Source organism: Acinetobacter sp. 24-47-66, assembly GCF_056779755.1.
The window spans coordinates 51,735-65,290 of sequence record NZ_JBWYIL010000008.1 but is presented as its reverse complement, the minus strand read 5'-3'; the positions used below and the strand labels follow the sequence as shown (position 1 = coordinate 65,290).

At 38.5% G+C, this 13,556-nt stretch carries 12 protein-coding genes; 9 read left to right on the top strand and 3 right to left on the bottom strand.

Annotated features, from left to right (window positions below):
- Positions 1–5: 5 nt before the first annotated feature.
- The 8 genes from AC1M84_RS09090 (at position 6) to AC1M84_RS09055 (ending at position 9,449) form a co-directional block, all read left to right on the top strand.
- Positions 6–848, top strand: coding sequence for an RNA methyltransferase (locus tag AC1M84_RS09090; RefSeq protein ID WP_481590734.1), 843 nt, complete (start codon positions 6–8; stop codon positions 846–848).
- Positions 841–1,653, top strand: coding sequence for a serine O-acetyltransferase (gene cysE, locus AC1M84_RS09085; RefSeq protein ID WP_035266113.1), 813 nt, complete (start codon positions 841–843; stop codon positions 1,651–1,653). The genes AC1M84_RS09090 and cysE overlap by 8 nt, the downstream gene beginning before the upstream one ends.
- Positions 1,654–1,763: 110 nt before the next feature.
- Positions 1,764–2,681 (top strand): ABUW_2363 family tetratricopeptide repeat lipoprotein, encoded by a 918-nt coding sequence (locus AC1M84_RS09080; RefSeq protein WP_035266116.1) that lies wholly within the window; start codon positions 1,764–1,766, stop codon positions 2,679–2,681.
- A 115-nt stretch (positions 2,682–2,796) separates the two neighbouring features.
- Entirely contained in the window at positions 2,797–4,800 is a 2,004-nt protein-coding gene (locus AC1M84_RS09075) for an esterase/lipase family protein (protein WP_481594882.1), read from the top strand.
- Between the two features lie 230 nt (positions 4,801–5,030).
- Positions 5,031–6,467 (top strand): anthranilate 1,2-dioxygenase large subunit, encoded by a 1,437-nt coding sequence (gene antA / locus AC1M84_RS09070; protein WP_481593676.1) that lies wholly within the window; start codon positions 5,031–5,033, stop codon positions 6,465–6,467.
- 2 nt (positions 6,468–6,469) lie between these two features.
- Entirely contained in the window at positions 6,470–6,961 is a 492-nt protein-coding gene (gene antB / locus AC1M84_RS09065; protein WP_035266119.1) for an anthranilate 1,2-dioxygenase small subunit, read from the top strand.
- Between the two features lie 11 nt (positions 6,962–6,972).
- The gene (gene antC, locus AC1M84_RS09060; protein ID WP_481593674.1) at positions 6,973–8,007 is read left to right on the top strand and encodes an anthranilate 1,2-dioxygenase electron transfer component AntC; all 1,035 of its coding nucleotides are present in this window, start codon (positions 6,973–6,975) and stop codon (positions 8,005–8,007) included.
- A gap of 98 nt (positions 8,008–8,105) precedes the next feature.
- Positions 8,106–9,449 (top strand): MFS transporter, encoded by a 1,344-nt coding sequence (locus AC1M84_RS09055; RefSeq protein ID WP_092767747.1) that lies wholly within the window; start codon positions 8,106–8,108, stop codon positions 9,447–9,449.
- Positions 9,450–9,492: 43 nt separating this feature from the next.
- On the opposite strand, the gene AC1M84_RS09050 is transcribed toward AC1M84_RS09055, so the two are convergent.
- Positions 9,493–10,473: an AraC family transcriptional regulator gene (locus AC1M84_RS09050; RefSeq protein ID WP_481590736.1), complete on the bottom strand. Its 981-nt coding sequence runs from the start codon at positions 10,471–10,473 to the stop codon at positions 9,493–9,495.
- Positions 10,474–10,931: 458 nt separating this feature from the next.
- Here AC1M84_RS09050 and AC1M84_RS09045 point away from each other — a divergent pair, with 458 nt between their 5' ends.
- Positions 10,932–11,969 carry an AraC family transcriptional regulator gene (locus AC1M84_RS09045; protein WP_481593672.1) on the top strand — a complete coding sequence of 346 codons (1,038 nt, stop codon included), beginning with the start codon at positions 10,932–10,934 and terminating at the stop codon, positions 11,967–11,969.
- A gap of 48 nt (positions 11,970–12,017) precedes the next feature.
- Here AC1M84_RS09045 and AC1M84_RS09040 read toward each other — a convergent pair whose 3' ends face one another.
- Together AC1M84_RS09040 and AC1M84_RS09035 are read right to left on the bottom strand one after the other, a co-directional pair.
- Positions 12,018–12,962 carry a SphA family protein gene (locus AC1M84_RS09040; RefSeq protein WP_481593671.1) on the bottom strand — a complete coding sequence of 315 codons (945 nt, stop codon included), beginning with the start codon at positions 12,960–12,962 and terminating at the stop codon, positions 12,018–12,020.
- Positions 12,963–13,016: 54 nt separating this feature from the next.
- Complete coding sequence (locus tag AC1M84_RS09035) at positions 13,017–13,541, bottom strand: flavin reductase family protein (protein ID WP_180028210.1); 525 nt, start codon at positions 13,539–13,541, stop codon at positions 13,017–13,019.
- Positions 13,542–13,556 lie beyond the last annotated feature (15 nt).

The following is a 13,556-nucleotide window of genomic DNA, read 5'->3' as shown; positions in this document are numbered from 1 at the left end:
GATTTATGAATTTAATTGATAATGCTGCTGTCTCAGCGCATTTGTCTCATGTGCGTATTGTCATGGTGAATACTACCCTGCCTGCGAATATCGGTAGCGCACTTAGAGCAATGAAAACCATGGGGCTTTCAAAATTGGTTTTAGTTGCACCTAAAACTTATCCTCATCCTGATATTGATGCACTTGCAGCGGGTGCAACCGATTTAATTGATCAGATTCAGATTGTAGAAACGCTTGAAGAAGCCATCGCAGATTGTCATTTAGTCTTTGGTACAAGTGCTCGTAGCCGAACTATTCCATGGCCTTTATTAGATGCTCGACCTGCTGCTGATAAATCTATGCAAGCGGTGATCAAAGAACAACAAGAAATTGCCGTAATATTTGGGCGTGAAGATCGCGGATTAACCAATGAAGAATTGGCTATGGCGAATTACCATGTGACCATCCCTGTGAATACAGACTATGGCGTACTCAATGTCGCTCAAGCCATTCAAATTATTTGCTATGAAATGCGAATGGCGACCACGGCTCTCATGGAACAAGTTGAAGATCCTCAAGCTGTTATGAGAGTGACTGATGAAGATTCTATGCATTGGGATGAGCCGTTGGTAACACATCAACAGATGGAACAATTTTATCCTCATTTCGAAAAAATGTTGCACGAAATCGAGTTTTTAGACCCAGAAAACCCACGATTATTGCCTTTACGCTTGCGTCGCTTATTCGGACGTATACAATTAGATCGTATGGAGTACCATCTTCTTAGAGGTATTTTCAGTCGTGTTCAGGCATTGAACAATGGCACATGGAAAAAGTCAGATTCTAAAGAGAAATCAAAAGATGCTTAAACAGCTTAAAGAAGATATTCAAGCTGTGTTTGCCCGCGATCCTGCGGCGCGCAACACATTTGAAGTTTTAACCACTTATCCTGGAATTCACGCACTGATTATGCATCGTGTTGCGCATGAGCTTTGGAAAAAAGAGTGTAAAACTTCTGCCCGCATGCTGTCTTCTTTTAGTCGTTTCGCAACTGGTATCGAAATTCACCCAGGTGCCAAAATTGGCAAACGTTTTTTTATAGATCACGGTATGGGTGTGGTCATTGGGGAAACAGCTGAAATTGGTGATGATGTGACGCTCTATCATGGCGTGACATTAGGTGGCACCACTTGGAATAAAGGCAAACGTCACCCAACTTTAGAAGATGGTGTAGTCGTTGGCGCAGGTGCGAAAATTTTGGGACCATTTACCGTGCATAAGAATGCGAAAGTAGGTTCAAATGCTGTGGTCACTAAAGAAGTCCCTGAAGGTGCTACTGCCGTAGGCAACCCAGCGCGATTTATTATCAAAAATCAGCAAAAAGATTTGGACAAAGAATCTGAACGACGCAATTATGCAGAAAGCATCGGTTTTCAGCCTTATGCGACAACCCAAGATCAATCAGATCCTATGTTAGAAGGTATGCGAGTATTATTGGATCGTATACAGCACAATGAAAAGCGCATGAACACTCTATGTCAGCGACTTTCATTACTTGATCCAACATTTAATAACGCTCAAAGTAATGGACAACCATTTAGTGCTGAAGAGTTAAAAATCATTGACGAAGTTCGTCGTGAGTGCGAAGCTCAAACTGCACAATCAAAAGCTTAATGTATAAGTTTGACTAAGTTAGGTGAATCTGAGTTGCATGTTGTTTCGACTTTTCATAGACTCAGATACAACCTGAACTAGAATTTAAAAACATAATATTGGAAGAAAATATGACGATTAAGCCCCTCATTGCCACCATGATCGCTGTTTCATTATTGAGTGCTTGTAGCTCTCCAGCAGTAAAAAAACAATCTAAAACAAACGATCCGATCGTCTTTTCTGAGCCTGATTTAAGTGCACCATTTTATGCATTAAATCCTTTTAATTATAGCCAACCACCAGTATTCGAGCTTGAACTAAAAAAAGCTGCTGCTGCACCACTTCAAAAACTTGAGGTGACTGATCCAAATAATCCAAACAGAAAGATGATCCTCGAACAAAACAAATTAATCGTACCGACTGTGAATAGTTCACAACGTGCGATGAAATACACGGTTTTAGCGGGTCAAAATGAAATCGACATTACAGAAATTGATGACTTCCTCCAGATGGTTGAAGGTAAAGCACGTCACTATCCTCCTCGCTTTACAGATCGTCAAGAACGTCGCGGTTTTGAAGCTAAATTACGTGAAGTTTCAGCTCAACTAGATACTTTAGCAGCGAAAGATAACGCGTCATTCGATATCTTAATTCGTGCATTTAAAGCAAGTATATTGGGTCGTAACCTTGATCTTGGTTCTGCTTACACCACTAAATCATTAAAATATGCACAACAAATCCTGAAGATCAACAAAGAAGACGCTGAAGCGAACTTCTGGTTTGGTTTCTCTTTGTCTGAAGGTGGTGGTCAAAAAGAAGCTATTCCATATATCGATAAGGCCATCAAAGCGGGTGTTCAAGAAGCTTATCTCGTAGCTGTTAATAACTACCTCGCATTGAGCCAAAAGAAAAATGCAATCACAACTTTAAAAAATTACAAAGTGAAATATCCTGAAGAAACTGAAGTTGCTGACCGCTTGATTCAAGAAATTGAGAAACAAGGTCGTTACAATGTTTGGCAAATTTTAAACAATCCAGCGAAATCATAATCTTATTTCACAAAAAATAGACTGATTATTCAGTCTATTTTTTTTAGCACTTATTTTTATCTCCCTAAAAATAACGTATGCTCAGCGTTAATGATTCATGCTGACAGTTGAAAATATGTTTATGATGAACAATAAATACATTGGCGCCCTACTGATCGCAACACCACTATTTATGACAGGTTGCCAAGTCGTCAGTGTAAAAAATCAAGCGCTTAATGTCTCGATCGCGAATGAACGAGATAGCATATTAACGCGTAAAAAAATGAGTGAAGCGAGTCTGAATGTCCTCTCAATGACAGGCAGTGAGGCTGAAAGTTGTTCTAATGATCCCGATAAATGTGTATCTGATCTAAAAAAAATAAAACAAATTCAAGATGAACAACTTTATTCAACTGCAAGTGAAGCATATTTGACACGGGCATTAGCCCTCAGTAATTCTTCTGCTTGTAATACCAGTTTAATTAATAAATATCAGTCAGAAGAAAAGAAAAAAATTCATCAAGAAAACTATAGTCAATGTCTTGACCAACAGTTAGCAATGCTTGATAAAAGTATTCGTTATAGTTATGCCTATCTATTCAAGACAAAACGCCAACCAAGCGACCGTATTTTCGATAATAGACAAGTTCAAATACGAGATTTCTACAATCAAGCCTTGGCGAAAATGGTGATGACCTATGGTATGCGCTATACGGGTGAAAAAGTACCCAAACAAATAAAAATTGGTGAAAGCATTTATACCATCAACTATGACCATTACCCTCAGATTGCTAATCAAAAATTAGATAGCCTGCTTTCAAGCTACAATCTCAATTTTAGTGGCTTGCGTTCGATTAACCGTCGGGATGGTTTCGGTGCGGAATTTGTCGCAACGCTTCCAGCGCCAGAGCGAAATAGCGATTCAGGTAAATATATTGTAGATCCATTAAATCACGCTTATAAAAATGGTCGTAATCCTAACATTCATCCACCACGTTATCTTTCAGTCACGATGACCGCTGAGCCTGCGCGTCAAAGTAATGTAGAGGATATTCTGAATGACCCGCATTTCACCCTGAATATTTATGATCCTTATGGATTAGATCAATTAAAAGTAAGTGGAAAAGTTTATCCCTTAGCTGCGAATTACTCTGCACCTTATGGTTTGTGGCTTGCCGAAAATAACTTAGGTGCTGCTGCATATTTGAGTTTGATTGATCGTGACAATACAATCACAATGCCCCATCTCTTTATGCTCGAACCCTATAATCCAAACAAAAAAATTATTGTTTTGGTGCATGGACTTGCAAGCAGTCCAGAAGCTTGGATTGCATTAACCAATGACATTATGGGAGATAATGTTCTAAGAGAGCATTATCAAGTTTGGCAAGTATTTTACTCAACCAATATGCCAATTTTAGAAAGTCGCTTTCAGGTGAATGCGATCATTCAACAAGCATTTAATTCACTTGATCAATCTACGGCGTCAGCTAAAGATGCAGTTCTGATTGGACATAGTATGGGTGGTATTATTTCAAGATTATTGGTGAGCCAAGCTGATTTAACACAACCTGCATTGTCTCAATTAAAAAATTCTCAAATTAGCCGCTTTAAGAATGAACCTTTATTTAAAGCTCGTTTACAAATCAAACCTGTGCCACAGTTTAATCGTGCTATTTTCTTAGCAGCACCGCATAGAGGTACAGATTATGCTGATCGTTGGTTTACACGAGCTGCGCGTAAAGTGATCAAGTTGCCAGGTGCATTTTTGGGTGCATTTGCTGAATCGCTCTCAGATAAAGATATTAATATTAAACATTTTGTCAAAGACTTAGGTCATGGATTGATTCAAAATGGTCCGAGTGATCTGAGTCACAACTCTCCTTTCACCAAATTAACCTCACCTGTGACGCCAATTAAAGGATTTAAATTTCACTCCATCATGGGGAATGTGACTGAGAGTAAAGATCCTACTGTTATGTCAGATGGGATCGTGCCTTATCAGAGTGCGCATCTTAAAGGGGCACAATCTGAGATTATTATCAAAGGTGGTCACTCAATTCAGGAAACGCCTGAAGCTGTGTTGGAATTAAGACGAATCCTCAGACTTCATTTGACAGAGCTTGGAATTGCCAAATAACGATTTCCTTTAGCTTTTATCGGCCGATGTATCAAAGATGCATCGGCTTTTTGTTTTTATAGTCCCAAATGACGACTTTTGAATCCCACTCATATTTTTAATTACCTTCTCCATAAAATATTTGAGAAAAAATGGATAACGATTAGAACAAACTGGATAGCCTGACTCCCTTAATCACTGTTCAATAGATTCAAAGATAAATGAAATCAAGTGATATAAGGAGTTAGACCATGGGATCTCGTAGCAGCATCGAATGGCATGATTTTATTGAAGGATGTATCGATTTTCGACCAGAGGATGGCGTCTATCGTATCGCACGTGACATGTTTACTGAACCAGAACTTTTTGATCTAGAAATGGAAATGATCTTTGAAAAGGTATGGATCTACGCGTGTCATGAAAGTGAAATTCCAAAACCAAATGACTTTGTCACTGTTCAAATTGGTCGCCAACCGCTCATCATTAACCGTGATAGTCAAGGTAATTTAAATGCAATGGTCAATGCCTGCGAGCACCGTGGTGCTACATTGACCCGAGTTGCTAAAGGTAATCAATCCACATTTACCTGCCCGTTCCACGCTTGGTGTTACAAATCTGATGGTCGCCTCGTAAAAGTTAAAGCTCCTGGTGAGTATTGTGATGACTTTGATAAATCATCACGAGGTCTAAAAAAAGCACGTATTGCAAGTTATAAAGGATTTGTCTTCGTTAGCTTAGATACAACAGCTACAGACACTTTAGAAGATTATTTAGGTGATACACGTGTTTTCCTTGATCTTATGGTTGAACAATCACCTACAGGTGAATTAGAAGTTTTACCAGGTAAATCAGCATATACCTTTGCAGGAAACTGGAAGCTACAAAATGAAAATGGTGTAGATGGCTACCACGTAAGTACTGTTCACTATAACTATGTATCTACAGTTCAATATCGTCAGCAACTGAATGCTCAAAAAGGGACAGGACCAAAAGACACACTTGATTACAGTAAATTAGGTGCTGGTGATGACACAACTGATGATGGTTGGTTCTCATTTAAAAATGGTCATAACGTTTTGTTTAGTGACATGCCTAACCCAACTGTACGTCCTGGTTACGCAACTGTGATGCCATATCTGGTTGAGAAATATGGTCAAAAACGTGCTGAATGGGCAATGCACCGTCTCAGAAACTTAAACCTATATCCAAGCCTTTTCTTTATGGATCAAATCAGTTCGCAACTTCGTATTATTCGTCCAGTTGCGTGGAATAAAACTGAAGTCATTAGCCAGTGTATTGGTGTTAAAGGTGAGTCGGCTGAAGCACGTCGTAACCGTATTCGTCAATTCGAAGATTTCTTCAACGTATCGGGCTTAGGCACACCTGACGATTTAGTCGAATTCCGTGAACAACAGCGTGGTTTTCAAGCTCGTTTAGAACGCTGGAGTGACATTTCGCGCGGTTATCACAAGTGGAATTATGGCGACAGCCCGAATGCTCAAACATTAGGGATCAAACCAGTCATCACGGGTACTGAAATCACTCAAGAAGGTTTATATGTCAATCAACACCAAGTTTGGCGCGATCTCATGTTAAAAGGCTTAAAAAATAAAGCACTTAAACTCACTGAAGATACTTCTGAACCACACGAATGCCCTGCATCACAAGCGACAACTGAGGAGGCTTAATCATGACACAAGCTCTTGTACATCAAGTTTCTCAATTTTTATATGAAAAATCTGCGCTTTGTGACAACTATGAATGGGACGCATATTTAGAACTCTATGATGAAGACAGCGAATACCACATTCCACAATGGATTAGTGACCATGAATACGTCACTGATCCAAACCAAGGACTTTCGTATATCTATTATGAAAACCGTGCTGGCCTTGAAGATCGCGTATTCCGTATTGGAACTGGTAAAGCTGCATCAGCTACGCCCCTTCCGCGTCTCATGCATGCGATTCACAACATCCGTGTAAAAACACTTGAAGACGGATTATTAGAAGTTAAAGCGGGTTGGTCGACATTCTATAACCGCCAAGGTTTAGAAGGCTATTTTTACGGGCATGTCACTTATATCCTTCGTCAACATGAAGACACTTTCCGCATTCGTAAACAGCACACCATTTTGTTGAATGACAAAATTGATTCTGTGCTCGACTTCTATCACGTTTAAGGAGTAAAAGAATGAGTCATTCTGTTGCACTCAACTTTGCAGACGGTAAAACGTTCTTTATCTCTGTGAATAATGATGAGCTTTTACTTGATGCTGCGTTCCGTCAAGGTATCACACTACCTTTAGACTGCCGTGAAGGCGTTTGCGCAACCTGTCAAGGGCAATGTGAAAGTGGCAATTACACTCAAGATTATGTCGATGAAGAAGCATTAACCGAACGTGATCTGGCAGAGCGTAAAATTTTAGCTTGTCAAACACGAGTGCAATCGAATGCTGCATTCTATTTCGATCATGACTCAAGTTTCTGTAATGCTGGTGAAACACTTCAACTCGAAACCAAAGTGACTCACGTAGAATTAGTCTCTGAAACTACGGCAATCATTCATGTAGATGCCAGTCAACATACGCAGAAAATTGATTATTTACCGGGTCAATATGCTCGATTAAAAATTCCTGGTGCAAATGATTGGCGTTCTTATTCCTTTGCCAATTTACCCAATGAAGGTAATCAATTACAGTTTTTAATTCGCTTACTCCCGCAAGGTCTCATGAGTGACTATCTGCGAGATCGAGCAAAAGTTGGGGATACAATTTTACTCGAAGCACCTTTAGGAAGTTTTTATCTTCGCGAAGTGGAAAAAGAAAAGCCATTGGTCTTTGTCGCAGGAGGTACTGGATTGTCAGCATTTTTAGGAATGCTAGATCAAATTGTGAAACAACCTCAAATTCCACCAGTACATCTGTATTATGGTGTAAACAAAGAGCAAGATTTGTGTGAACAAGAAAGGTTAAAAGCATACTCAGCTAAGATTCCACACTTTGAGTATCATCCCGTAATCGGACAACCTTCTAATGATTGGACTGGAAAAAAAGGATTTATCCACGAACATTTAGATCAATCGCAATTAAGCGAATCAGCATTCGATATGTATTTGTGTGGTCCGCCACCAATGATCGATGCTGTCAAAAATTGGTTAGCTGATCACCAGATAGACAAGGGACGTGTTTACAGTGAGAAGTTTATTCAAAGTCATAGCTCAAGATAATTAAATGAGCTGATGACAATCACTAAGGACTATCGTTAATATTCTTTGCAAACGATAGTCCTTTTTTGTTCTAACGTTTGAATATATGGAAATTTTAAATGCAAAAAATAATTGTAAATGACGTTATTGATCGGGAAAAAATGTCCCCTTTACAATGGACAGTTTTCTTTCTGGGGTTTTTGGTTTTTTTCTGTGATGGATTAGACACTGGCATCTTAGGCTTTATTGCACCAGCATTGTTAGATGATTGGGGGATTTCAAAACCAGATCTAGCACCTGTGCTCAGTGCGGCCTTAGTAGGCATGTCGATCGGCGCTATTATCTCAGGACCATTATCAGATAAATTTGGACGCAAGGGTGTCATCGTAATGACGACTTTGTTGTTTTCAATTTTCACCATCATGTGTGGATTTGCTTCTAACACACAAGAACTTATGATCTATCGTTTTATTACAGGGGTCGGACTTGGTGCGGCTATGCCGAATATCAGCACAATGGTATCCGAATACATGCCTCTAAAACGTAAAGCATTCCTGACCGGATTAGCAGGTTGCGGATTTATGTTAGGGATCTCAAGTGGCGGTGTCTTATCTGCGTTCTTATTAGAGAATCAAGGATGGGCAAATGTCATTATTATCGGCGGTGTAATCCCACTGATTGTATTGGTATTTTTGATTACCAAGTTACCTGAATCACCTCAATACCTCATCAAACAAAATCGTCAAGAAAAAGCAAAACCAATTCTTGAGAAGATTCACGGTCAAACATTCGATCAAAGTACTGTATTTGTTCTACCTGAAGCAGAAGTATTAGATCCTAAACAAAGCCCTGTTAAAATTTTGTTTAGCAAATACTTTTGGGGTTCGGCAATGCTTTGGCTGTGTTGCTTTACCAGCCTAATGGTGTTTTATCTGTTAACCAGCTGGATGCCAACTATTCTTAAAACCGCTGGATTTACAACAGAGCAGTTTAGTTTAATTGCAGCGATTTTCCCATTCGGCGGTGTAATAGGTGCATGCTTTATGGGGTGGTATATGGATAAAGTTAATCCAAATACTGTGATTAAATATTCTTATCTCGCAGCATTTGTATTGTTCTTCGTTGCAGCATTCGTAAGCCAAAGTATTGTTTTACTCGGTATTGCAATTTTCTTAATTGGCGCATTATTAGTGGGTGCTCAATCATCACTACTTCCATTAACAGCACTGTTCTACCCTTCAGTGTGCCGCGGTGTAGGTGTTTCATGGATGCATGGTATTGGTCGTATCGGTGCGATCTTAGGTGCGTTCTACGGATCACTGATTTTTACTTTTGAATTATCTCTTGCAGGTATTTTCTATGTCCTAGCAATTCCGACATTTATTTCGTTTATTGCGCTCGCATTAAAAGGACTAAAACAACCTGAATCAGCCAATACTGCAACTGCAGAGGTAACGCAGTAATCTCAACTCAGTCATTAAAAAGCCCCAATCAAGGGGCTTTTTTTTAAACCATTATTTTAAGTGTTTCACTCGGGAGAACCCCATATTTGGCTTTGTATTCTTGAGAAAATCGTCCTAAATGTCTGAATCCCCAGTCATAAGCCAATCTCGAAATGGAAATATTTGCATTGTTCTGCAGCAAAGCATGATGAATCTGTTCAAGTCTATAGTTTTTTAAATAATCCATAGGACTCATATGCAGCGCTTGTTGAAACTCACGGTATAAAGTCGATTTTGAAGTTCCCGATATCATGACTAAATCTGATGCATCCAACTCTTGATCAGCAAAACGATGGATAAACTCTCTGACCACCATGACTGGCTTCGGAAGCTGATACTCTTGGAGCGATCTTAATTCATTGGAATAATTATTGTGCTGGGTTAAAAGCAAAGCCTTAATCAAAAAACTTTCATAATCTTGAGAAAGCAGATTTAAACCATCAAAACGAGAATAATCTTGCCTGAGCGATAAACATTGTTGAATATTATTCCACCACAATCTTAGGAAGTTATCTTCACTAAATGGCATATCTGGCTCAAAAATCACCCGCTCTTTAACAGGTTTAGAAAGCAAATTGGAAAGTACAGATTTGACACTTTCTTCAGGAATCACCACTTGAAATTTTTTACAATTACGGTGAATGATGAGTTCTTGCTGATCCTGACTAGAAACAATGATTCCATTATTACTATGTGATAAATGAGTTTCTCCATTCATACGCAATGTTTGCTGTCCATGAATAGGCAAACTGATACTGTATGCACCTAGCTGCTGAATTTGAATAGATACATCTGTGCCATAACTGATACAGCCAATTGCCATTTTTTTACTCGGCAAGCGTATACCTGAATAATGAAAATCAAGCTGATCTTTACGAGCAGTTTCTAATTGATGTGAACCACAAATAAGGCTCATTAATCGTTGAGCAACATTCAATTCACGCGATGCGTGACTAAGATCCTTATGTTGGCTGAGTGTGATCATCCTGTTCACCTAGCTATTTTGAATCATGATAAATACTATAAAACATTTTTAATAATAATGTCGAAATAAAGTCTCTTCGCTTCGACTAAATATTTAAATATATTTTTGAACACAGATTAGTAAATTAAAAAATACTAATTTGGTATCTTATATTACTTAATAGGTATTTTAATTTTTTATTATTTTTCATTAACTTATATAAAATTACAATGATAAAAAATTCGGTTTTATTTGACATTCAGCGATTATAGAGATAGATTTTTAAATAACGTCCTAAGGATAGGACTGATATAAATAAATGTAATTTTTTTCAATTACCACTATAGCTATTAAATTTTAAAATTATTATTTCTGGTCTGAATATTGCTTCATTTATTTATATCGTAAATCTCATTCCATGATATCAATTTAACACTACTGTCATGGTACGGACTACTAATGAGCCAAAAGGATTCACAATGAACCAGCTTCATTCCTCTCAGCTAACTGGGCAAAATTTTAGTAATGAATCAATTTTCAACAGTCAAAACTTGGTCTTCAATCAAGCAGATTTGAGCGAAACTTGTAAAAATGTAGGGCAAATTTTTAAGCCTCATGCTCTAAAAGTGTTAAAATCAGCTAAAAATTTTAGTGCAAGCATGCATCATGTTCAAACTGGGGCTCTTTCTATCAGCCGCTTGGAATATGGCGCAGATGTATTGATCGAACCAGATCAACTTGAAAAGTTTTATCTTATTCAGATTCCTACTCGAGGCTATGCTGAAATTGAATTTGGTCAAGATAAATTTATTTCATACTCAGAAGTAGCGTCAATTATCTCACCTGACCAGTCACTCAGAATGCGCTGGCGTGCTCACTCCCCTCAACTCATTCTCAAAATTTCAAAAGATGATTTTGCACATCATTGTCAGCAACATATCGTGAAATCTGAACAAAAAAATGTAATTTTTAATCCTCGACTTGATTTTACCACCCAATCTGGTGGTTATTTTCTGCAACTTTTGAGAACCATGATGGATGCACTTAAATGTGAGCATCATCCTCTCCACCACCCACTTGCATTTAAGCAGTTTGAATCAAATCTATTTAATGCGCTTATTTATGGACAACCAAATAATGCTTTTTTTAAAGCAAATGCTCATCATGAGAAAAAATTAGCGCCCTACTTTATCAAACGTGCTGAAGCATACATTCACCACCACTTACATGAACCACTCAACATAGAAGTCTTGGCTGAACAATCAGGTGTAAGTGCACGAACACTCTTTGCAGGATTCAAAAACCATTTTGGCATTACCCCTATGGCATATTTACGTGAGCTTCGTTTTGAACAAGCTCATCTTGAACTGATGAATAATGAACATGCCACGGTCACTGATGTTGCATTTAAGTGGGGCTTTACTCATTTAGGTCGTTTTTCACAAGAGTACAAACGTCGTTATGGCGAGCTGCCATCATCAACGCGTAAGATTACACAAAATTCACTCTTCTCTTAATTTTATGTCTGTCAATAAAAAAGCCTGTGAAATCACAGGCTTTTTTGATTAGAAATGATGAATGTATCGAATTTGAAATCGATCGCCTTCAGTTCTATTTTTTGCATCATGCTCGAAATATGCATTTGCGATGACATGATTTTTTGGCGAGTGACTATACATAAGTCCAGGTCCAACTGCCCACACACTTTCTTTGCGACCATCGACTTTTACACCATCAACTTTAGTATCGGTAAGCTGTTTTAAATAGTACCCACTTAAACCCAATCGAATCTGATCATGTACAGCATATTCAGATGCTAGGTTAATGTGTACTGCTTGCCCCGCTTGGATGTCATCAGCAGCACCAAAACCATAAGTTGGATCATCATTTTTAAAATTATACAAATAATGAGCGCGTGTCGAAGCTGTCCATTTCGGATTAAACCAATACGTTGCAGCCCAATATGGATTGAAGGAAAATGCATTATTACCCGGATTAATATCACGGTTTTGCTGATATTCCCCTGTTGGCAAATTTATCTGTAATTCTATTCGATGGACAAATTTTGGTCCCTGTTCACCCATGACTGGATCAAACTGGAGAAATGGACCAATCATCAAATCTCCAAATCCACTTTTAGCTTTTAAGGCTTGATTATTTAAACCATCGTCAACACTTATTTTACTTAAATAAGGGATAAGTAAATTCAGACCTAGACTTGAATGAGCAGTCGGTTTATAGGTCGACATGTAACTTAATTGCTCGACAATCACTTGATAATTTAAATCTGTTTTGGGCAGCGGAAGCTTTTGTCCACTCGTATCTCTCAACTTATCACTGTCATAATGTTGAAAATACGTTTGCGAATACCAACCAGGTCCAGCTGGTAGTCCACCATCTAGAAAGCTGGTCATACCCAAATTCACAGTCGGTAAATCATAAGCAAAAACATGTGATGAATTTGCTGTAGTAAACAAGGTTAAAGTACTTAATATAATTTTATTTTTCATGTGTATTTCCCATAAAAAAACCACGATTGTTCATCGTGGTTTTTAAAGCAATGATTAAAGGTCTGGATGGCTCGCTGCAATTTGGTAACGACCAGCATGAAACACTAAGGGCTCACCAGCAGTTTGTTGATATTTTTGAATTTCACCGATAAAAATCAAGTGATCGCCACCTTCGTATTGCTGTACATTTTTACAGACAAGTGTAGCAAGTGCTTCGTTCAGTAATGGAACACCTGTATCACATTCACCATGATCAACTGTGGCAAACTTATCTTGTGCACCACGGGCAAAATGGGTAGAAAGCTGATGCTGCTCCTTCGTTAACATATGAACTGCAAAGTGCTCAGCTGCAACAAAATCGGGCAAACTTGGTGCTGTTTTCGACAAGCTCCACAACACAAGCGGTGGATCTAATGACAACGAAGAAAATGAATTGGCTGTCATACCCACTTTTCGTCCATCCGTTCCACGTGTGGTGATTACGGTAACACCTGTGGCAAACTGACCAAGAAGATTACGAATCTCGCGAGGATTACTGATGTCAATCTCTTGCAGATTAATTTTATCTAATACATCCATTTTTAACACCTCAGT